This window comes from Fodinicurvata sp. EGI_FJ10296 (assembly GCF_040712075.1).
Taxonomy (GTDB): Bacteria; Pseudomonadota; Alphaproteobacteria; order DSM-16000; family Inquilinaceae; genus JBFCVL01.
This window is the reverse complement of sequence record NZ_JBFCVL010000005.1, coordinates 305,631-326,765: the sequence shown is the minus strand read 5'-3', so window position 1 is coordinate 326,765 and position 21,135 is coordinate 305,631. Positions and strand designations below refer to the sequence as shown.

The window sequence follows — 21,135 nt, the reverse complement described above, 5'->3', positions numbered from 1 at the left end:
GAAATCGGTTTCGATACGACGATGGTGGTACCGTTTGATGCCATGGCAAGGTATTCAGGACAAGGTTTCGGCAAGTGTCACTGGAATCCCGGCTCGCGGAAATGGTGATTTCCACACCCTGATCGTCCCGGGCGCAGCGCGGCCACGAAGTGACGCGCTGCAGAGACCCGGGACCTCGTGCAGCAACTCTCGATCGTGTCACGCGAACCGGGTGCATCCGGTTCGGGGTCCCCGATCGGTCTCGGGGACGATCAGGGGGGTGCGACGATACGAAAGATGTGCGGCGTCACCCCCTGGGCCCATCGCCGGAGGTGCGAAGCGTTGTCCGGCGTCCACACGCCCCGCGAGAGCGTGGATGGTTTCCGCCCGGACGCCAAGTCACCCGGACCGGAGATAGCGGATGGCCGCATCGCGCTCGAACAGATACAGCAGAATCCGCGCCGCCTTGCCGATGTCGCCTTCAAGATCGGGATCGCGATGAAGAATGAGGCGGGCCTGATCGGTCGCTGCTTCCATCAGGTCCTGATGGGCATCGGGATCGGCCAGACGAAAGGCGGGGAGGCCGCTTTGCCGCGTTCCCAGCAATTCGCCCGCGCCGCGCAATTTCAGATCCTGTTCGGCGATGACGAATCCATCGTCCGTCTCGCGCAGGGTGTTCAGCCGCTGCTTTGCGACGGCGCCGAGAGGGGCGGCATAGACCAGTACGCAGCTCGACCGGCCCGATCCGCGGCCGACACGGCCGCGAAGCTGATGGAGCTGGGCCAGGCCGAACCGCTCGGCGTGTTCGATCACCATGACGGTGGCGTTGGGAACATCGACACCGACTTCGATGACGGTGGTGGCCACCAATACAGATAGCCTGCCCTCCGCGAAATCGGTCATGACGGCGTCTTTCTCCGCGCCCTTCATGCGCCCGTGAACCAGACCAACCCCCTCGCCAAGCAGTTTGCACAGGGATTCGTAGCGTGTGGTGGCAGGGGTCAGATCGGCGACGCCTTCGGAATCCTCCACCAGTGGGCAGACCCAATAGGCCTGGCCGCCACCGGAAATCTGGCGGCGAAGGCCCTCGATCACCTGGTCGATGCGGTCCGTTGGCAGGGCAACCGTCGTGACCGGCTGGCGGCCGGGCGGCTTGCCGACGATTCGCGATACTTCCATATCGCCGTAGGCTGTCAGCTGCAGCGTTCGCGGTATCGGCGTGGCGGTCATGACCAGCACGTCCACGCCCTGGCCCTTGGACGTCAGTTGCAGGCGCTGATGCACACCGAACCGGTGCTGCTCATCGATCACGGCAAGGCGCAAATCGCGAAAGGCGACGTCCTCCTCCAGCAGCGCATGGGTGCCGACGACGATGGCGGCGCGTCCATCGGCCAGTCGTTCCAGGACACGGGTACGCGCCTTGCCCTTTTCCCGGCCGGTCAGAATGACCGTGTCGATGCCGACCTTCGCCGCCATCGGCCCGACTGTCTGAAGGTGCTGGCGGGCGAGAATTTCCGTCGGTGCCAGCAATGCCGCCTGACCTCCGGCTTCGACCGCCGCCAGCATCGCCATCAGGGCGACGACCGTCTTGCCGGAGCCGACGTCTCCCTGCAGCAGGCGCAGCATGCGGTGTTCCGCGGCCATATCGCCGGCGATCTCCGACAGCACCTGACGCTGCGATCCGGTCAGCGTGAACGGCAACGCCGCCTCCAGCGGGCCGGCAAGGCGGCCGTCGCCGCGGGTCGGCCGTCCCTTGAGCCGGCGCAGGCTTCGCCTGACGAGGCAAAGGGCAAGCTGATTGGCCAGCAACTCGTCGAAGGCGAGGCGGGCCCGCGCCGGCGCCGGTGGCTCGATGTCCGCCGGCGTGGCGGGTGAATGCAGGCGGGCCGTCGCCTCGCGAAAGGCAGGCCAGCCGCGTGCCTTGAGCCACGAGGCATCCTGCCATTCGGGAAGGTCGGGCACCCGCGCAACCGCCGCTGCGGCGGCCTTGACCAGGACGCGGGGCAGCAGGCCTGCAGTCAGCGGATAGACCGGCTCGACGATGGCAATGCTGTCGAGGCTGCTTTCCGGACCGTCGCGGTCGGGATGCATCATCTGCGGCGTGCCGTGATAGCGATCGATTCGCCCGCTGACGACCCGCTTTTCTCCTGGCGGGAATTTCTTTTGCAGCGTCTCCGCCCGGGCGTGGAAAAATCCGATGATCATCGTGCCGGAGTCGTCGGATGCCTTGATGCGCCGGGGGGCACGACTGCTGGAAGGGGGCAGGTGCTCGTCGATGTGCACCACGACCGTGGCGGTTTCTCCGTCGGCAAGGTCAGCGATCCGGCGGATGGTACGGCGGTCGATCAGCCCGCTGGGAGGCAGGAAGACCAGATCGACCACGCGCCGCCCCGCGACCTTTTCGATCAGGTCGGCGACGCGCGCGCCGACACCGGGAAGGGCGGTCGTCTCGGCGAAAAGGGGAAACAGGATTGGCGGTCGCACGGTCGGCGTTCTATATCGGTCTATATTGAATGACGGACAGCAATCGATCCCAGACGCTAGCACGAATGGCACCGACCGATGACAAGCGCAATAGATACACCGGCTTCAGATCCAGAACAGCGCGATACCGTGCAGGAGCAGCGCCGACGGCTTCGCTTTCGGTGCTGGCATCGCGGGACCCGCGAAATGGATCTGATTCTGGGCAGCTTTGCCGACTCCCATATCGCCTTGTTGGGCCCCGAGGAACTGGACGAACTGGACCGGCTGTTGAACGCGTCGGATCCTGATGTCTACAACTGGATCACCGATCGCGAAGAGCCACCGCCGGAGATGCGCTGCGGCGTGCTCGACCGTCTGAAATCCGCCGGCCCGCCATCGACGCCCGGTGCGGTAACTGTCAATCTCCGCGGCGCTTGACCGAACGGGGTTGGCTGGTCCATTTCCTGTGTCGCCCCGCCGGCCACGCATCTGCGGCCGGACCCCGCGCGTCCGATACGGAATTCACTGTTGAGCAAGTCCGCCTTTCTCGATACCTCAACGCCGGGCAAGACCCTGATCGGGGGCGCACCGGACGGCCAGGATGCCCGCATACTCGCCGCCATCGCGAGAGGCGGAGCGGTAACGGTCATCCACGCCTGCAGCGACGACGCCCGCATGGCGCGTCTGGCGGATATGGTGGCGTTTTTCGCGCCGGGTCTCGATATCGTGACGCTGCCGGCCTGGGACTGTCTTCCCTATGACCGGGTGTCGCCGAATCCGGACATCGTGTCGCAGCGGATCAACACGCTCAGTCAGCTTGCCGGCGGCCGGCGTCCTGCCGTCGTTCTGACGACCGTCAATGCCATCCTGCAGCGGTTGAGCCCGCGATCGCTGTTCAAGGATGCGGCGATGACACTGACGGTCGGTGGCCGCCTCGATCTCGAAGCCGCGCAGTCGTTCCTCGCCCGAACCGGCTACACACGCTCTCAGACGGTGCGCGAGCCGGGCGAGTACGCCGTGCGCGGCGACATCGTCGACATCTATCCAACCGTCGACGTGGAACCGGTCCGCATCGATCTGTTCGGTGAAGAGATCGAGAAGATCCGCCATTTCGACCCTATCAGTCAGCGGACGACCGGCACGGCCGAAACGGTCGTTCTGCAGCCGATGAGCGAAGTTCCCCTGGACCCCGACGCAATTGCCCGCTTCCGGTCCGGATACCGGGAGGCGTTCGGCGCCGTCACCGATAACGATCCGCTCTATGAAGCCGTCAGCGCCGGGCGCCGGTATGCGGGCATGGAGCATTGGCTGCCGCTGTTCTTCGAAGAGACGGAAACGCTCTTTGATTACGTTCCCGATGCCGCGTTGACTCTGGATTATCAGATCGAAACCGCGATCGAGGGCCGTTTTGCCCAGATCGCCGACTTCCATGAAGCCCGCACCACGATGCAGAATGCCGAGCGACGGTCCGACAGCGCGGTTTACAAACCGCTGCGGCCCGATCGGCTCTATTTGACGGCGGCAGAATGGGACGCGGCGCTCGACGATCGCCCCGTTGCCGCGTTCTCGCCGTTTGCGGTGCCGGACGGAGTCTCGCGGTCGGTCGACGCCAGCGGCCGCCGGGGGCGCGAATTCTCCGATGTCCGCGCGAATCCGGATGCCAACCTGTTCGACGAGCTGCGCCGCCACATCGTCACGCTGACCAGTGACGGCCGGAAGGTGATCGTCGCCGGATACACGACCGGATCGCGCGAACGCCTTCGCGGGCTGATGCGCGATCATGGCGTCGGCGATGTTCCGGCGATCGACGATATCAGCGGGACCAAGGGGCGCGGCGCCGCCAAGGTGTCGGCTGCCGTGCTTCCGGTCGAAAGCGGCTTCGTGACCGCGGATCTGGCGGTTGTCGCGGAACAGGATATCTTCGGCGACCGACTCGCCCGGCCGGCCCGCCGACGGCGCCGCGCGGATGCATTCCTTTCCGAGGCGTCGACCCTGTCCGAAGGCGATCTGGTGGTCCATACCGAACATGGTGTGGGAAAATACGACGGCATCGAAACCGTAACGGTCTCGGGCGCGCCGCACGATTGCCTGCGGCTGTTCTATGCGAACAACGACAAGCTGTTCGTGCCGGTCGAAAACATCGAGGTGCTCTCCCGTTTTGGTGGCGAGGGCGCTTCGGGGCAACTCGACAAACTTGGCGGCGCCGGGTGGCAGGCGCGCAAGTCAAAGGTCAAGCGCCGGCTCAAGGACATGGCCGACGAATTGCTGCGGATCGCTGCGGGCCGGGAACTGAAAAGCGCCGAGCCGATCGTACCAGCCCCCGGCTTGTACGAGGAATTTGCCGCCAAGTTCCCGTTTCCGGAGACCGAAGACCAGTTGCGGGCAATCGATGAGGTGCTGTCCGATCTGGCGTCGGGCAAGCCGATGGACCGCCTGATCTGCGGCGATGTCGGCTTCGGCAAGACCGAGGTCGCCCTGCGCGCGGCCTTCGTGGTCGCCATGGCAGGTTTTCAGGTGGCGGTCGTGGTGCCGACGACCCTTCTGGCCCGTCAGCACTTCAACACGTTTCAGGAACGGTTCCGGGGCATCCCGCTGAAGATCGGCCAGATGTCGCGGATGGCGGGGCCGAAGGAAACACGGGCCGTCAAGGAAGGGCTGGCATCGGGCGACGTCAACATCGTGATCGGCACCCACGCCCTGCTTGCCAAGGGGGTCAGTTTCGACAATCTCGGCATGGTGATCGTCGACGAGGAACAGCATTTCGGGGTCAAGCAAAAGGAAAAGCTCAAGGCGCTGCGCACGGATGTTCATGTGCTGACCCTGACGGCAACGCCAATTCCCCGGACACTGCAGCTGTCGATGTCGGGGGTGCGCGACCTGTCGCTGATCGCGACGCCGCCGGTCGACCGACTTGCGGTGCGAACCTTCACGCTGCCGTTCGATCCGGTCGTGATCCGCGAAGCCATCCTGCGGGAGCATTTCCGCGGCGGTCAGACCTATTATGTATGCCCCCGGGTACAGGATCTGGAAGAGATCGAACCGCGCATTCGCGAACTGGTGCCCGAAGTCCGCATCGTCGTTGCGCATGGCCGCATGCCGGCCAGCCAGCTCGAAGACATCATGACGGCCTTTTACGACGGCCAGTTCGATGTTCTGCTGTGCACGACCATCGTGGAATCGGGCCTGGACGTGCCGTCGGCAAATACGATGATACTGCATCGCGCCGACATGCTGGGTCTGGCGCAGATGTATCAGTTGCGAGGCCGGGTCGGTCGGTCGAAGCTGCGCGGATACGCGTATGTGACCTATCAGCCTGGCAAATCCTTTACCAAGGCGGCGCAGCAACGACTTCATGTATTGGAGACGCTCGACACACTGGGTGCCGGGTTCACGCTGGCCAGCCACGACATGGATATCCGGGGCGCCGGGAACCTGTTGGGCGAGGAGCAGAGCGGGCATATCCGCGAAGTTGGGGTTGAATTGTTCCAGCAGATGCTGGAGGAGGCCGTTGCCGAGGCGCGCGGTCAGGGCACCGATGACAGCGAGTGGACCCCGCAGATCAATCTGGGCATGCCGGTTTTGATCCCCGAACGCTATGTGGCCGATCTCGATGTGCGTCTCGACCTGTATCGCCGTATCGCAAGGTTGGTGGACGCAGCAGAGATCGAAGCTTTTGCCGCGGAGTTGATCGACAGGTTCGGCACTCTGCCTGAAGAAGTCGAAAACCTGCTGAACCTGATTCAACTGAAGCGCCAGTGCCGTCAGGCGGGCGTCGAGAAACTCGACGCCGGACCGAAAGGCGCGGTCATCGCATTCCGCGAAAACAGCTTCGTGCGTCCCGACCGGCTGGTGGCTTTCATCGGAAAGAATTCCGAATCCGTCAAACTGCGTCCCGATCACAAGCTGGTCTACACGCGGGCGATGGACTCCGTGGACGATCGGGTTCGAGGGGCGCAGCGGATCATGCGCGAACTGGTATCGCTGACTGCCGACGCCTGACCGGCCATCTGTTCGATTCACGGGGCTTTCGCGCATTCTCGGCCCCACCCTGATCGTCCCCGACACCGATCGGGGACCCCGAGCCGGATGCACCCGATTCGTGTGTCACGATCGAGAGTTGCTGCACGAGGTCCCGGGCGCAGCGCGTCACTTCTTGGCCGCCCTGCGCCCGGGACGATCAGGTGTGGAAATCACTATTTCCGCTATCGATCTCGATGTTTGAATTCAATTGCACCGGCCACGGAGAGGCTAGGGTGCTCAATCACGAGCCGCTGATTTCCTCTGCCGTGATTATTTCACCGTCGTAGATTTCGGGATGGTCGATAAAAGGCAGGAACGCAGCCGCCCCTTGGGCGCCAGACAAGGCATAGCGGCCGTTGAAGACGAAACACGGCACGGCCTGAACCCCCATGCGGCGGGCAGCGTGATCACGGTTTTCGATCAGGCCGCTATCGGCACCGCTGACCAGATATTCGCGCACCATGTCCGGGCGGTGGCCCAGTTCTTCGGCGAGTTCCGTCAAAACACAAATATCGCCAATGTCGCGTCCCTCGACCATGAAGGCTGCGAAAATTCTGTCGATCAGAATTTCGGCTGGCTGTCCGCGACCGGTCAGAAAATGGGTCAGGCGGTGCGCATCCAGAGTATTGGGCGTCCTTGGAATTCGGTCCAGATCGATGGGGATGCTTTCGTTATCGGCCGACAGGCGTATCAGGCGCAGAATATGGGCAACCCGTTCCAGCGCGCCAAATTTGGCAATGAGATAGCTGCGCCGGTCGATCCCGCCGCGCGGCATGCCCGGATTGAGTTGATAGGGCTGCCAACGAAGCCGGACGGCGGCATGCGGGCGTGACTCAAGGGCACGTTGCATCCGATGGCGGCCGATATAGCACCACGGGCAAGCGAAATCGAAATAGACGTCCAAAACAATGGGTGCGCTTGGCGCAGTTTCGGCGAGGGTTGGGGATTCCGCTGCGGGCCTGGATGGTGAACTCATTGTTAACATCCCGTCGCTATCGTTTTGGCAGTCGAAACGATTCCGGCGCTGCTGCCGGATGCAATACCGGACGCAATGTAGCAAGGAAACGTCAATGGCCGAAGAGTCAGCCCGCGCTTATGCCATGCGTCAGGTTCGGGATGCTATCGCCAAATCCGATGGCGACCGCGGTACAGCCCGGCGCATGGTGCTTCAGGCTTGCGCTCGTGATGCCCGGCTCCTGGGCGGCCTGACGGGTCCTTTTCTCAAAGGGATCATAGCTCACGCCATGGAAAATGCCGGCGAGGGCGCAGGCAAAAGTGCGGCCAGCGACAAGGATGCCGATACCAGCGGCCGGGCGAAGGCAAAAGCCAGAAGCAAGGCTCCGAGCAGGCCGAAGTCCCTGTCGAACGAGGGTCTGGACGCCGTGATCGGCACTCTGACGGAACGCATCGGTGCCGCGCCGGGACAAAGCCGTGGCGCGGCGATTCTCAGCGGACCCAAGCCCACAAAGGCCGGAGACAAACACCGCCAAAGCCTTCAGACGCTGGCAAGGGCGTTCGCCCGCAAGCGTTATGATCAGCGTTTCGATCCGGGCAGTTGAGCCGGATTGCTGCTGCCCGTCCCGCCGGAACCGGTCAGGATCGCGAATCTTTCCAGGAAGGCCTTTTTGGCGTCGTTTGGCGAAAGGGCCGTCAGGGGCCCGACTTTTTCCCGCCGTCGATATCCCAGGACGCGTCTGGCTTCGGCGGTCGTGAATCCCGCAAGCTCGACAGCTTCCGAATAGGCCGCGATGCGATCAGCGACCTTGATTCGCTCTTTCAGTGCTTTCGGGGCCACGGGCGGCAGGCCGAAACGTATGTGGATCGCCGCCTGCAGCCCCGATTCCACTGCTTTATAGTCGGCCCCTATAGCGCCCTTGAACGGTGAAATGATGTCGCCGATCACATATTCCGGCGCGTCGTGCAAAAGAGCGGCCAGACAATCCGCAGCCGGAGCATCGGATTTGGCGGCGCGAAAAATTTCCTCAACGATTAAGCTGTGCTGGGCAACGGAAAACGCGAAGTCGCCGATCGTCTGACCGTTCCAGCGCGCGACCCTGGCCAGACCATGGGCGATGTCTTCGATCTCGACATCCAGCGGCGACGGGTCGAGCAGGTTCAGCCGCCGGCCGCTGAGCATCCGCTGCCATGCGCGCTGCGTCGTGCTGCCCGCCGTCATACTGCGCCCCATGTCGAGTTGAAGCGCGCGGAAAGCATTGGCGATAGTGCTGAAAACATGAAGGGTTTCGACTGTTGACGTTTCGGTACCGGCCCCGGGACGGCGCGGCTGACGGGTGGCGCCGCATCCTCGCATGGATCGCCCCGTCGGGTCAGCCAATACCGCTTTGATCAATCTCTTCGGTTCGCCTGGTCATCGGTGGGGTTCGGTAGAGGCAGGTCAGGACCATTGGAGGTACCCATGAACCGGGCGACGAGCTTGAAAGCCGCCGGCGCAAACAGCACGATTACAATGATACGCACGATATGGTGGGTGGCGACGAACGCCGCGTCGACGTCGAGCGCCAGGGCGATCAGGCTCATTTCCGCCAGACCGCCGGGCGCATAAGCCAGAACGATGGCTGCGGTGTCGATGCCAGTGACCTGATGCAAGACCAGTGCGAACGCAACCGTGATGGATAACATGAGTGCCGTCAGCCCGAGTGCGATCAGGAAGACCTTGCCGATCTGCCGGGCGCTCATCCCGACGAACCGGGCGCCGATCGCTGCACCCACCACGACCTGGGCGGTCGCGATGAGAAGGGCAGGCGGGCTGCTATTGGTCCAGCCTCCCAGATGGATCAGTGCCGAGAGTACCATTGGACCGACCAGAACGGCAGCCGGCAGTCTGAAGTATAACGCTATCGGAGCGCCGAGGACGCAAAGCGCGAGAAGAAGGTAATCCCGGATCGGGATATCGAAAACGTCGGGTCCGAGTGCGCCGCGCGAGCCGGCGTCGATTCCGCCGAACAACTGGAACCAGAACGGAATTGTCACGACCACGATCATGATTCGCGACGAATGGCTGAGAGCAATCGTCCGGTCGTCGCCGCCGAGCTGCCCGCCGATAATGACCATCTCGTTCAGGCCGCCCGGGGTGGCGGTAAAATAGGCGGTGACCGGATCCATCTGGCCGAAACGGCGCAAAAAGACCACGCCGACCAGAACACACAATATGATATAGGGCACCAGCGTCACGACGGTGACAGCCCATCGGGACAGATCGTTGATGATGTCAGGGTGGAATGAACTGCCCAGCATGATCCCGAGAATCATGACCATCGCCGACCGTAGCTGCCTGGGAACCGACTGTTGGACATGGGCAAGCGACGCGGCGGCCGTCGTCAGCATGGCGCCGATCATCCAGGCGAGCGGAAAACTGAACCAGGCCAGTATGGCGCCGCCCACCGTCCCGATTGCGATTGCCTTGCCGAACGATACGTAGTCGACGGACGAAAGACGTTGAAACATCGCTGCGGCAAAGTAACTCGGCATACAAAGGCCTCTGAAAAACGTTTTCCTGGTGCTTGGCCGCATGAATATCCGGGCGAAACCCGTTCGGCGAGACAAGTGCTGGACGCGATGCGCGGCGAAGGGCCGCCGGCTGGAGATCGACCGACTTGCGACACGGTGGCGGCAAGAGCTGAGTCGTCGGACAGTATACGCTTGAACACCGGCGGTTGGAATTCGCCGTTGTGCAACCCAGATACCACCAGATTTCCGGAGGCTGTCCCCGGCGTACAGGCATTTGCACGATCGGTCGGCTCCGTGCGATAGTAAGTGACCGATCGTCGGAGCATTCAGGCGCAAGTCGTGGATTGCACCCGGCCGATCGATGGCAATAGGGGGACGCATTGATGGATGACGGACGCACCGGACAAATCGGGTGGCCGGCCGGCGAGGAGAGCGTTCGTCATGATCGGCGGGCCCCGCTGGTCGACCCGTTCGGCCGGGGGATAAATTATCTTCGGGTGTCGGTGACGGACCGGTGCGATTTTCGCTGCGTCTATTGCATGGCCGAGCAAATGACGTTCCTGCCGAAGAAGGAGCTTCTGACGCTTGAGGAGCTGGATCGGCTTTGCACCGTCTTCATCGGACTGGGAGTGAAAAAGCTGCGCCTGACCGGCGGCGAGCCACTGGTGCGCCGCAATATCATGGCGTTGATCAATGGTCTCGGCCGGCATCTGCGCAGTGGGGCTCTGGACGAATTGACGTTGACGACCAACGGCAGCCAGCTTGAGAAATTTTCCGGGGAGCTGGTTTCGGCGGGCGTACGTCGTGTGAATGTCAGCGTCGACACCCTGGATCCGGACAAATTCGCCGCCATCACCCGCTGGGGCCGGTTCGATCAGGTCATGGCCGGGATCGAGGCGGCGCGCGAAGCCGGGCTTCAGGTCAAGATCAATGCCGTCGCGCTTAAGGACCAGACGGAACACGAGATCGACGACATGATCCGGTGGTGCGGGCGCCGTGGATTCGATCTGACATTGATCGAGACGATGCCGATGGGCGATATCGGCGGCGAGGAACGGCTTGATCAGTATCTGCCGCTGTCGGATCTGCGGCGTCGGATCGAGGAACGGTGGACCCTGGATGAGACGAGTTATCGCACCGGCGGTCCGGCCCGCTATGCCACCATCCGCGAAACCGGCACCCGCTTGGGGTTCATCACGCCGATGACCCATAATTTCTGCGAGAGCTGCAACCGCGTCCGGCTGACCTGTACGGGCATGCTGTATATGTGTCTGGGTCAGGACGATTCAGCCGATCTTCGCGACGTGCTGCGCGCCAATCCGGACGACGACGCACCGGTCGTTACAGCGGTCGAAGAGGCGATCGGGCGCAAACCCAAGGGTCATGATTTTCTGATCGACCGCGATCACACCGGGCCGGCGGTCAAGCGCCACATGAGCGTAACAGGCGGATAGATCCGCAGCCGCCAGCCGCGCTCGGGATCAGGCGGCGGCAGCCTGGGCGATCGACCGGATACGTCCCACCATGGCCTGGAAGCCGTTTCGGCGGCCCGACGAAAGGTGTTCGTCGAGACCAAGCCGGGTGAAGATGTCGTCGATGTCGGTTTCAATGATTTCGTCGGGAGTCCGGTCGGAATAGATCGTCATCAGGATCGCGATCAGGCCGCGCACGATTGCCGCGTCGCTGTCGCCCTTGAAGTGGAGCCGGGGAGGCGAGCCGTCCTCGACAGATGCAACCAGCCATACCTGGCTCATGCAGCCGGCGACCTTGTTGTCTTCGACCATCGCCTCGGGCGGCAAGCCGGTATATCGGCGGCCCAGATCGATGATATAGGCATACCGCTCTTCCCAGTCGTCGAGCATCTCGAAGCCGTCGATCAACTCTTCGATTGTGGTCGTCATGCCGTTTTCGTCCATCCGTTGGCTGTAAGTGGGCCGATTACCACGCCTCGGGGGAGATGCCAAGGTTTCCCCCTGTGCCAACTTGCCCCGAAACCGTCCATGTTCATCAGTAGATTGATGCCATGGCCCTCGGCTATACCCGTCGATATGGTGCTACTATGCCCGGTCGCCAAGCTGGGCACGATTTTTCGGCGAACAGGAAGCGACATGCAACCATCCCTCTATCCGCATCCGGATCGGCCAACCACAGTTGTTCGGTCGTTCTCGGGACCGCTCGCTGCCGTCCTGGCCATGGCTTTTGCCTGCTGGGGCACGACGCCCGCCAAGGCGCACCCGCATGTGTGGATAGATGGCGATGCAACCTTTGTATTCGTCGAGGGTTCACTTGAGGCCATCGATATCGTGTGGGAGGTCGACGAAATGATCAGCCTTTTGCTGATCGAAGATTTCGATGTCGATCGAACCGGGACTTTCAGCGCCGAACAAGTCGCGGCCCTGTGGGATGGAAGTTTCTCCGGTCTTGCCGAATTCAATTACTTCGTTAACCTCCGAATCGACGGGGAAGCCTATGGCATCCCCGACATCGAGCGATTCGACGCGGATATCGATGACGGCCATGTCGTCTATTCGTTCCGGATTCCGATGTCGGCACCGGTCGACCCGCGTGAAGTTCCGGTATTGGTCGGGTTCTACGATGAGACGTTCTTTGTCGAGGTGACGGTACCCGAAGATCGGATCGAATTTGCAGGCACCGGTATTCCGGCCTGTGAACTCCGGTTTTTCAATGACACGGAGAATCCGATATATTTCGGCTATGTCGATCCTCCCATGGTTGATCTCGGGTGTTCGTGATGGCGTCCTTCAGGTGCTTCGCCGCGTTGGCCATAGCCACGGTTTGTCTTGCCGCGATCGGGGTCGGGTCCGAAGCGGGCGCCGATTATTTCGGCCGATCCGGCGCCGCGCCTTCTTCGTCCGGGGACGAATCCGGGGGCGGTTCCGGGAACTGGCCGCTGGCGGGTCTCGTGGCCTGGCTGTCTCAGTTGCAGACAGCGATGAACGCGATGCTGATGGGTTATCTGCGCGATGTCAGGGCCGGCGGTCTTGCGTCGGCAGGCCCGGTTATCGGCGCCGGCTTCGTCTACGGTGTCGTCCACGCCGCCGGGCCCGGCCACGGAAAGGTCGTCGTTGCAGGATATTTTCTCGGGACGCCGGCGAGAATGGCAACAGGCATCGCATTCAGCTTCTTCATGGCGCTGGTCCAGGCCCTGGTTGCGATTGCGCTGGTGGTCGTCTTTGCCCTGATCGTCGGCACGTCGCTTGGCCGGGTAGCCGGTCAGGTCGCCGTGCTTGAGCCGCTGAGCTATGCCATCGTGGCCGGTATCGGCGCTGTCATGATGTGGCGTGCTGTGCGCGGTCGCCCTGCCTGCGCGCATTGCGCGGCCCATGCCGCGGACCCGCATGGACACGAACATCTTCACGGGCACGATCAGGCGCATGGACACAGGCATGACCATGGTCATCTGTCGCCGATCGGGCGCGTCCTTGCGCTCTTGCCATACGATCTTCGCGTTCTCGCGGTCGGAGTCGGGCTCAGGCCATGCACGGGTGCGATCCTTTTGTTGTTGTTCACCCTGGCCGGCGGCGTTTTCTGGGTTGGAATACTGGCTGTGATCGCCATGGCGATCGGTGTCGGTCTGACCGTGTCGGCGGCGGCGATTCTGGCCGGCTGGGCCCGGTCAGGACTGGTCCGCGGCACGGGGCTCGGCGGCAGCAGCGTCGCCACGGCGAGGGTCGTTCGCATCGTGGAGTTCGTCGGCGCCGGACTTGTATTGGCCATCGGAACGATGATGATGATCGGTACGGTGGCAACGGGCGGACTTTTGCGGTAGAGCGTGCCTATCGGAAAACACCCGGACGGAGGAGTTGCCACCGTGTCCAAACAGTTGCTGCACCTGGTATTTGGCGGACGATTGAAACAGCCCGACACGATGGAATTCGAGGATACAGCCTCGCTGGATATCGTCGGCATATATCCCAATTACAAAACGGCATACGAGGCCTGGAGGGCGGCTGCGGGACGCACGGTCGACGACGCCCATATGCGCTACTTCGTCGTTCATCTTCATCGACTGTTCGACCCGGCAGACGATACCACGCGCGCAACCGACTGATGAACCGCCGGGACCCGCACTTGCAGCGTTCTCGCGGGCGTGTGAACTCCGGATAGTGCTTCGCGCTGCCGGGGCAATGTCGGGGCGTTCGCAGCAAACATTCCCCTGTCCCGGACGCGGCGCGGCAGGGAGTGACAGGGGCGACGCCGCAAGGAGCCTTCGCCGCCGCTCTATTCGATCGCGCCGAGAAACGCCTCGAATTTGCGGGCGAGAACGGGCGACCGGGCGGCAACCAGTTCCCCGGTTGCCAGCGGCATGAACGCGATAACGGCGGGGTTGTTCCGTTCGAAGGTGATGGCGAGGAACAAGCCGACGAACCAGTCGGCAAGATCGGGATCCTCGCCGCTCTCGTCGAAGGCCGTCATGACGAGTTCGCGGAGCTCACTCAGATATTCGGGCCGTTCGGTCAGTTTGGCCGGTTCGTCATAGGTCGCGGAGACGACCTGAAACGTGGCGAAGAGCAGATCGAACGAATGCTGAAAATGTGGATGCAGCGGGTCTATGTCCGTTTCTTCGCCATGGCCGCGTTCCAGGGTCGAGCCGTCCGGCAAGTCGTGTTGGACGCGAATGAACCGAACCGCGAGCCGCTCACCCGTCGGGTCATCGGTTTCCTCTAGCGCAACGTCGAACAGCGTCGATAGTTCTTCGACCAGCTTGGCCCGCTCTTCCTTGTCTGCGGTCTGATACCAGGTCATTGTCGGCTGTTCCTTTGGTCGTTTATTGGCGTCGGCGGTCGCGACCGGTTATCGCTTGTCGGTTTCGGACTCCGCATAATTGCCGCTCAGGAAGAAGTCCCAGATGGCATAGACCAGGACTGCGGCCGCCACCACCAACCAGATGGTGCTTTGCTGCCAGATTTCGAACCCGACCCACCCGACGCAGAAAACGGTCACCGCAACGCGGCGCGGCAGTGGTATCAGCCAAGGATGTCCCGACGCCATTCGCTATCGCCAATCTCGATTGTTCGCAAAATCCGGTCATGGATGTGTTACCCGTGCCGGGAGCCGAACGCTACCTTCGTGTCCCGCCAACCGTCGAGAGCTCCCCCATGTCGCCACGCCGCCGACACTTCGAACCGATCATGACCACAGTGCCGCGCGGCGGCGACATGGTGCAGGTCGCGCCCGGCGTCCATTGGGTTCGTTTGCGTCTGCCGTTCCGCCTCAATCACGTGAATCTCTGGGTTCTGGACGACGATCCTGATCGGGACGGGGTGTCGGGATTCTGGATCGTCGATACCGGATTCGACCTGGTAGAGGCGCGCGATATATGGGCCGGACTGCTCGACGGGCCATTGGCCGGGCGCCCGCTGAAAGGCGTCATCGCCACGCATATGCATCCGGATCATGCGGGGCTTGCCGGATGGCTCTGCCGCCGGCACGGCGCGCCGCTGCTGATGACCCAAGCGGACTGGCTCGTCTCGCGGCTTCTTTCCATCGGTGACCGTGACGATATCCACCAATCCTATCTCGATTCCTACCGGTCACTGGGTTTGCCCGAACCGACCGCGGCATCCCTTGCCGAACGATCCGACCGGTATCGCGGCTCGGTAAGCCGTCCGCCGGGGCACTACATTCGACTTCGCGCCGGAATGTCGCTGACCATCGGTGGGCGCGAATGGTCGTGCATGACCTTCGAAGGCCATGCGCCCGAACAACTTTGCCTTGCAGCGCCAGCGGACAACATTATCATCGTTGCCGATCAGGTTCTGCCCGAAATCACACCGAATGTCAGCGTGTGGCCATCGGATCTCGAATCCGATCCGCTGGGCGCCTTTCTGGAGTCGCTCGACACACTGGCAACCTTTGGAAACGACATCATTGCGCTGCCCGGTCATGGGGTGCCGTTTACCGGGCTCGCCGGTCGGGCCAAAGAAATCGCCGCCCATCACGTCGGCCGCCTGGACCGCACGCTCGAAGTCTGCAGGGACGGCGCCGGCGTATCGGATCTCGTCACAACGCTGTTCAGGGCCGATCTGGACAGCCACGAAATCTCATTTGCCGTAGGAGAAGCACTGGCCCATGCGAACAGACTGGTTCAACTCGGCCGGCTCAGGCGGCTGAAGCGCAAAGATGGCACGATCTTCTTCCAATCCGAATAGCAGCGATCCCCAGGGTGATCCGACAGTTTGGGCATCCAGAATCGGCTTGACCGAGGTGGCGCTGCTGGCCAGCGGTCACCTCGTGCTGTTCCTGGTTCTGGGCTTCGTCGGTCTCCAGGTCGTCGGCGGACACGGCGTCATCGGCAGCATCGCTCTGCAGGCTGCAATTCAAGTGGCCATGATCTGGGCCGTCCTTGTCTATGGGCGCGGTCTCTCGTGGACTGAAATCGGTTTCAGACCGATGCCCCCGGGGTGGGGAATTCGCGCGCCGCTGATCGGCGTGGGCATGATCCTTGTGGTGGCACCAATCAATCTGCTGGTGCAGTCGCTACTGGGCGCGCCGCAAGCCAATCCGCAAGTCACCGCCATTCAGCCAACAGGCGACACGCCGATGATGATGGCAACCACCATGGCGTTGACGGCCGTCGTTGTCCCGGCAATCGAGGAAGTGATCTTTCGCGGCGTTCTTTACCGTTGGCTCAGAAGATTCTCGTCCATGGGGGTTGCGATCGCTCTTTCCGCCCTTCTTTTCGGTTCGGTCCACGGCATTACCCACCTCATACCGGCTCTCGCGGTGCTTGGCGCCGTTCTCGCCTGGACGTACGAGCGCACTGGATCGCTATGGGCGCCGATCGTTATTCACGGAATCTTCAATGCCATAATGATGTTGTTGCTCTATGGAGTCCTGGCCGCAGGACCATAGACCGGCCTCTCGTGCCGATGCACAAGGTATGGTCACTTGAACTTGAATTGAATACAATATATATGAAGATTGGCGATGCGGTGTCGCCAGTTCTTCATGACTGCGGGGCAGTCCGATGTTCACTTCCGGCAAAGTTCTGGGGCTTGCCCTGGGCGCGCTTACGGCCACTGTTGCCGTCCTGATTTTGACTGACCCGGCTGATCGTAGCCCATCCTGCCACGCCCAATCCGACTTTCAACAGCCCGGGTTCGGCATGTACGCTGAATCGTGTTTTGATCCGCGCCCGGTGTCGCGCCTGACGCCGCGGCCCGGCGACCGCACGGTGACATCCACGGCCGATGGCCGCGGTGTTCGAATTGCGCTTTCCTCCGACGGCGGAATGGCAATCCTTTCATCGGTCGCCGGTTCGTCGATCAACAGGAACTTCGCAACCAACAGTGCCGCAGCGGCAGACGAACCCGGCGGATTTTTCAGCATGCCGGAGATTGTCCCCGCGGTGCGGGCCCATCGCCGGGATCTGCCGGTTTTTGACGACGCTCCGGCCAGAGACGTGGTGGCGACCTCGCCGGATCTTGCCTGGCAATCCAGCGCTCATTCAGAGCCTCAGCGGGCAGAGCGGCCGCCGGTGGATGACCGTGGCGGCCGGGAGGCTGAAATCGCTCAGGCCCGGACAAACTCTGCCACTACCGCTACTGCTTCCTCCACCCCCACCTTCACCGCCACACCGGGACAGGCGCCACAACGTACGATCATGCCCGATGCCGCCGGGTCGGAGGTCCGGGGTGACGACGTGGGAGACGCCGCAGGCTACGTCGAATCGTCCGGTAGCCGCTTCGCGGTGAGCCGCCGGGTCGGTAGGGATGCGGCGCAGCTCGCATCGCTGCCCGCTTCCGGCCCCGAGGGCGATCGACCATCCGAGAACGGGGCGCCGGGGGCCGAAGACGCCCAGACCGACGAAGAAGCGGATACCAGCACTGATAGCGGCCCCGAAATTAGCCTGAAGGATCTGGGCGAGGTTCTGTTGAGAGCCGGGGAGCATGACAGATTCAGCCGGCTGGTATTCGACTGGCCCGAGCTGGTGGAATACTCGGTCGAGCAGGACTCAGAGGCAATACGGATCATTTTTCCAGTCGAAGCGCGGATCGACGCCGACGGCGCACGCCGCCGAAGTCTCTCCAGGGTCAGGGGCTTTGAAATCACTCAGACCGATCGCGGTGTCGTTCTTTCGATCGAACCCGCGGGCACAATGGGCGTCAACACGTTCAGACTGGACAATCGGGTCGTGATCGATATTCAGCCGTCATAGGTGTTCTGGCGCGAATCCGAGGTTGTCCGGGGCAGGCCGGTGGCGCCGATGGGGTTGATCCTTTCGGCGGCATCCGGTAGGCGGGTCGCACGAAACATCATCACGTGAGGCTGGCCAATGATCGTCGTCGATGCCGAGACCGTAAAAAGCGCATTGCCATGGCGACCTTTGGTCGAGTCACTGCGCGCCATGTTCGCAACGGGCTGCACCAGTCCCGTTCGCCACCACCATGAGGTCGGTGTGCCCGGCGAACCGGACGCCACGCTGCTGCTCATGCCGGCATGGCGGGAAGGGGAACTCCTGGGTGTGAAAGTTGCTCAGGTGTGCCCCGGCAACGGCGACCGTGGGTTGCCCGCCGTATCGGCGAGCTATCTGCTGAACGACGCCCGGACCGGTCGTCCGCTGGCGGTGCTCGATGGCGGCGAGCTGACCGTGCGTCGAACCGCAGCGGCATCGGCCCTGGCGGCTGACTATCTGGCCCGTCGTGACGCCCGGACATTGCTGGTGGTTGGCACGGGGCGCCTTGCCCCATGTCTGGCCGCCGCCCACTGCTCTGTCCGGCAATACGACCGCATTCTGGTATGGGGGCGGCGGCCCGAGAAGGTCGCCGAAATCGTATCCGAACTTCGCGGGTCGGATGCCGAGGGGGTCGCCGGCCTTGAGATCGGGCCGGTCGATACAATCGAGGAGGGGTGCGCGGTTGCCGACGTGATTTCGGTTGCGACTCTTTCCAGTGAACCGCTGATCAACGGGCGCTGGCTAAGGCCGGGAACGCATCTCGACCTTGTTGGCGCCTTCAAGCCGACGATGCGCGAATCCGACGATGAGTGCATGCGGCGTGCCCGGGTCTACGTCGACACGCTGGCTGGTGCGACAAAGGAGGCCGGTGACATCGTTCAGGCAATCCAGGCCGGCGCTCTGACATCGGGCGATATCGTGGCCGACCTCTTCGACCTGGCCGGTGGCCGCGCCGCCGGACGATCCGACAACGGGGAAATCACGCTGTTCAAATCCGTCGGTGCGTCGCTTGAGGATCTGGCCGCCGCCGGGCTGGTCTGGCAATCGGTAAGATCATCGTGAGGATGCACACCAAAGCCTCGATTCCGGCAGGCAGCGATGGTCCGCTGCCTCGCGACGGCGACCGGGTCTGCAGATGAAGTCGGTGTGGCTGGCACTGATGCCGGCCGTTTTCGTCTTTCTCTGGAGCACCGGCTTCATCGGCGCGAAATACGGTTTGCCCTATGCCGAGCCGTTTACGTTCCTGACCCTGCGCCTTGCCCTTGTTCTCGCCGGATTCGCGGCCTTTGCGGCATTGACGGCAACCAGGTGGCCAAGCGCCGCCGGGTTCGGCCATGCCATGGTCGTGGGCGTGCTCGTCCACGCCGGCTATCTCGGCGGAGTCTTCACGTCGATCGATGGCGGCGTTCCTGCCGGGATATCCGCCATGATCGTTTCGCTTCAACCATTGCTGACGGCGGTCGTCGTCGGACCGCTGCTGGGCGAACGGTTGACCTGGCGGCAGGGTGCCGGCTTCGTGCTGGGAGTTGTCGGCGTAGCGCTGGTATTGTTCGGCGACCAGATGTCCGCTGGCGGTGCGGCGTCGGCGCCGGGCGTCGGCGCCCCGGTCTGGGCAATCGGCGCGTCAATCGTCGCCCTGATATCAATAACGACCGGGACCCTGTACCAGAAACGATATTGCGGCGGGATCGATATCCGGGCCGGCGCGGTCGCCCAGTATCTTGCCGCTACCGGGGTTACGGCGGCTTTGGCTCTGGCTTTCGAGCCGCTGGAAATTGCGTGGTCCGGTGATTTCCTGTTTGCGCTGGCCTGGCTGGTCGTCGTTCTGTCCTTCGGTGCAACGACGCTATTGATGCTGCTGATCAGAATGGGCGCAGCTTCAAGGACTGCCAGCCTGTTTTATCTCGTACCTCCGATGACGGCTCTGATCGCATTCATTATGTTCGACGAAGCCCTCGGCCCGACATCTTTGATCGGTATGCTGGTTTCTGTCTGCGGCGTAGCGCTTGTGATAGGCGGGGCTTCGCAACCGGGAAAGGCGACACCCGGACAGGGCGTCCGGCGACAGGAAAAGTAAGGCAGTGATGTCCATTATCGGAATGATGACCGGCGATTTTTCCGGCGACGAGGGCGGTGCCGCCGACGGCGAGTCGCCGTTCTGGATCCGCAAAACCCTGGCCGAGATGACACCGGCGGAGTGGGAATCGCTCTGCGACGGCTGCGGCAAATGTTGTCTGGTCAAACTTGAGGATATGGACACCGGTGCAATCTATCAGAGCCGGGTCGCTTGCCGGCTCCTGGATACCGGCACCTGCCGCTGCAGCAATTATGTCGACCGTCAGCGCCATGTGCCCGACTGCGTCGTATTGACGCCGGAAAATATTCTGGACCTGCCGTGGATTCCGGACTCATGTGCCTATCGCAAACTCGCCCTGGGCGAGCCGCTCGATTGGTGGCATCCGCTGGTCTCCGGCGACCCGGAGACAGTCAGGACTGCCGGCATCTCCGCAGCGGGGCATGTGGTCAGCGAAACCTCAGTCGATGAGGCGGATGTCGAAGACTACCTGATAGAAGAAGACGACGCGTGGCAGCCATAGCCACCTCATTGTCGCTTTCGTCCAGGTTGCAGGGCAAACGCGGCAAGCTGCGGTCAGTCTCGGTCCTCACTGATCGAAAGCGATATGACATCGCTATTGATGGTGACTTTGCCACAGTGCTCGAAATTGACGGTGATGCGGTTGCCGGCAACGGACTGAACTTGCCCGGTGCCCCAATCGGGACGGTCGGGATGGACGACGATGACGCCGGGTACCAAAGTATGAATCATGAAACCTCCGTTAAAAAGGGCTGGCGGCCCTTACCGCTCGCCCCATGAGTCGACCCCAGCGTTAATGATCGGTCAAGAGTGCCGGCTGTAACAATTGAAGTCCGGTAGCTTTCGATGTTGTGCGCCGGTATGATCGAATAACCCAATCGCGCACCGCCGATGCTGCGCAATCGCGGGC

Annotated in this window: 21 protein-coding genes; 13 read left to right on the top strand and 8 right to left on the bottom strand. The window is 62.6% G+C overall.

Annotated elements, in window-relative coordinates; all coding sequences use genetic code 11:
• Nucleotides 1-378: 378 nt before the first annotated feature.
• Nucleotides 379-2,463 (bottom strand): ATP-dependent DNA helicase RecG, encoded by a 2,085-nt coding sequence (gene recG, locus ABZ728_RS12860; RefSeq protein ID WP_366656561.1) that lies wholly within the window; start codon nucleotides 2,461-2,463, stop codon nucleotides 379-381.
• A gap of 78 nt (nucleotides 2,464-2,541) precedes the next feature.
• Here recG and ABZ728_RS12855 point away from each other — a divergent pair, with 78 nt between their 5' ends.
• Both ABZ728_RS12855 and mfd read left to right on the top strand, forming a co-directional pair.
• Entirely contained in the window at nucleotides 2,542-2,880 is a 339-nt protein-coding gene (locus tag ABZ728_RS12855; RefSeq protein ID WP_366656559.1) for a succinate dehydrogenase assembly factor 2, read from the top strand.
• Nucleotides 2,881-3,135: 255 nt separating this feature from the next.
• Nucleotides 3,136-6,441, top strand: a complete 3,306-nt coding sequence (gene mfd, locus ABZ728_RS12850) for a transcription-repair coupling factor (protein WP_366656767.1) — start codon at nucleotides 3,136-3,138, stop codon at nucleotides 6,439-6,441.
• Between the two features lie 262 nt (nucleotides 6,442-6,703).
• On the opposite strand, the gene ABZ728_RS12845 is transcribed toward mfd, so the two are convergent.
• Nucleotides 6,704-7,438, bottom strand: coding sequence for a DsbA family oxidoreductase (locus tag ABZ728_RS12845; RefSeq protein ID WP_366656558.1), 735 nt, complete (start codon nucleotides 7,436-7,438; stop codon nucleotides 6,704-6,706).
• Between the two features lie 94 nt (nucleotides 7,439-7,532).
• Here ABZ728_RS12845 and ABZ728_RS12840 point away from each other — a divergent pair, with 94 nt between their 5' ends.
• Nucleotides 7,533-8,021 carry a hypothetical protein gene (locus tag ABZ728_RS12840; RefSeq protein ID WP_366656556.1) on the top strand — a complete coding sequence of 163 codons (489 nt, stop codon included), beginning with the start codon at nucleotides 7,533-7,535 and terminating at the stop codon, nucleotides 8,019-8,021.
• Here the strand turns inward: ABZ728_RS12840 and ABZ728_RS12835 are convergent.
• A complete protein-coding gene (locus tag ABZ728_RS12835) occupies nucleotides 7,997-8,638 on the bottom strand; it encodes an HD family hydrolase (protein ID WP_366656555.1) in 642 nt (213 codons plus the stop codon). The genes ABZ728_RS12840 and ABZ728_RS12835 overlap by 25 nt on opposite strands.
• 170 nt (nucleotides 8,639-8,808) lie before the next feature.
• Entirely contained in the window at nucleotides 8,809-9,951 is a 1,143-nt protein-coding gene (locus ABZ728_RS12830; protein WP_366656553.1) for an AbrB family transcriptional regulator, read from the bottom strand.
• 437 nt (nucleotides 9,952-10,388) lie between these two features.
• Here ABZ728_RS12830 and moaA point away from each other — a divergent pair, with 437 nt between their 5' ends.
• Nucleotides 10,389-11,384, top strand: a complete 996-nt coding sequence (moaA, locus tag ABZ728_RS12825; protein ID WP_366656765.1) for a GTP 3',8-cyclase MoaA — start codon at nucleotides 10,389-10,391, stop codon at nucleotides 11,382-11,384.
• Nucleotides 11,385-11,411: 27 nt separating this feature from the next.
• Here the strand turns inward: moaA and ABZ728_RS12820 are convergent, their stop codons facing one another.
• Entirely contained in the window at nucleotides 11,412-11,831 is a 420-nt protein-coding gene (locus ABZ728_RS12820) for a SufE family protein (protein WP_366656552.1), read from the bottom strand.
• Between the two features lie 207 nt (nucleotides 11,832-12,038).
• On the opposite strand from ABZ728_RS12820, the gene ABZ728_RS12815 reads away from it, so the two are divergent.
• From ABZ728_RS12815 to ABZ728_RS12805, 3 genes are read left to right on the top strand one after another with little or no spacing between them, the layout of a single operon-like run.
• The gene (locus ABZ728_RS12815; protein WP_366656551.1) at nucleotides 12,039-12,683 is read left to right on the top strand and encodes a DUF1007 family protein; all 645 of its coding nucleotides are present in this window, start codon (nucleotides 12,039-12,041) and stop codon (nucleotides 12,681-12,683) included.
• Nucleotides 12,683-13,720, top strand: coding sequence for a hypothetical protein (locus ABZ728_RS12810; protein WP_366656550.1), 1,038 nt, complete (start codon nucleotides 12,683-12,685; stop codon nucleotides 13,718-13,720). The genes ABZ728_RS12815 and ABZ728_RS12810 overlap by 1 nt, the downstream gene beginning before the upstream one ends.
• 42 nt (nucleotides 13,721-13,762) lie before the next feature.
• Nucleotides 13,763-14,002 carry a DUF4170 domain-containing protein gene (locus ABZ728_RS12805; protein WP_366656549.1) on the top strand — a complete coding sequence of 80 codons (240 nt, stop codon included), beginning with the start codon at nucleotides 13,763-13,765 and terminating at the stop codon, nucleotides 14,000-14,002.
• A 170-nt stretch (nucleotides 14,003-14,172) separates the two neighbouring features.
• On the opposite strand, the gene ABZ728_RS12800 is transcribed toward ABZ728_RS12805, so the two are convergent.
• Together ABZ728_RS12800 and ABZ728_RS12795 are read right to left on the bottom strand one after the other, a co-directional pair.
• Nucleotides 14,173-14,697, bottom strand: a complete 525-nt coding sequence (locus ABZ728_RS12800) for a hypothetical protein (protein ID WP_366656548.1) — start codon at nucleotides 14,695-14,697, stop codon at nucleotides 14,173-14,175.
• Nucleotides 14,698-14,745: 48 nt separating this feature from the next.
• Nucleotides 14,746-14,943 carry a hypothetical protein gene (locus ABZ728_RS12795; RefSeq protein ID WP_366656547.1) on the bottom strand — a complete coding sequence of 66 codons (198 nt, stop codon included), beginning with the start codon at nucleotides 14,941-14,943 and terminating at the stop codon, nucleotides 14,746-14,748.
• Nucleotides 14,944-15,083: 140 nt separating this feature from the next.
• Between ABZ728_RS12795 and ABZ728_RS12790 the strand changes: the two genes are divergently transcribed.
• The 6 genes from ABZ728_RS12790 (at nucleotide 15,084) to ABZ728_RS12765 (ending at nucleotide 20,727) form a co-directional block, all read left to right on the top strand.
• Complete coding sequence (locus ABZ728_RS12790; RefSeq protein ID WP_366656546.1) at nucleotides 15,084-16,103, top strand: MBL fold metallo-hydrolase; 1,020 nt, start codon at nucleotides 15,084-15,086, stop codon at nucleotides 16,101-16,103.
• Nucleotides 16,075-16,806 (top strand): type II CAAX endopeptidase family protein, encoded by a 732-nt coding sequence (locus ABZ728_RS12785; protein WP_366656545.1) that lies wholly within the window; start codon nucleotides 16,075-16,077, stop codon nucleotides 16,804-16,806. The genes ABZ728_RS12790 and ABZ728_RS12785 overlap by 29 nt, the downstream gene beginning before the upstream one ends.
• A 115-nt stretch (nucleotides 16,807-16,921) precedes the next feature.
• Entirely contained in the window at nucleotides 16,922-18,112 is a 1,191-nt protein-coding gene (locus ABZ728_RS12780) for a hypothetical protein (protein WP_366656544.1), read from the top strand.
• Between the two features lie 117 nt (nucleotides 18,113-18,229).
• Nucleotides 18,230-19,192, top strand: a complete 963-nt coding sequence (locus ABZ728_RS12775) for an ornithine cyclodeaminase family protein (RefSeq protein WP_366656543.1) — start codon at nucleotides 18,230-18,232, stop codon at nucleotides 19,190-19,192.
• 73 nt (nucleotides 19,193-19,265) lie between these two features.
• Entirely contained in the window at nucleotides 19,266-20,207 is a 942-nt protein-coding gene (locus ABZ728_RS12770) for a DMT family transporter (RefSeq protein WP_366656542.1), read from the top strand.
• Between the two features lie 7 nt (nucleotides 20,208-20,214).
• Nucleotides 20,215-20,727, top strand: a complete 513-nt coding sequence (locus ABZ728_RS12765; protein ID WP_366656764.1) for a YcgN family cysteine cluster protein — start codon at nucleotides 20,215-20,217, stop codon at nucleotides 20,725-20,727.
• A gap of 53 nt (nucleotides 20,728-20,780) precedes the next feature.
• On the opposite strand, the gene ABZ728_RS12760 is transcribed toward ABZ728_RS12765, so the two are convergent.
• The gene (locus ABZ728_RS12760) at nucleotides 20,781-20,957 is read right to left on the bottom strand and encodes a DUF3553 domain-containing protein (protein WP_366656541.1); all 177 of its coding nucleotides are present in this window, start codon (nucleotides 20,955-20,957) and stop codon (nucleotides 20,781-20,783) included.
• Nucleotides 20,958-21,135: the final 178 nt, after the last annotated feature.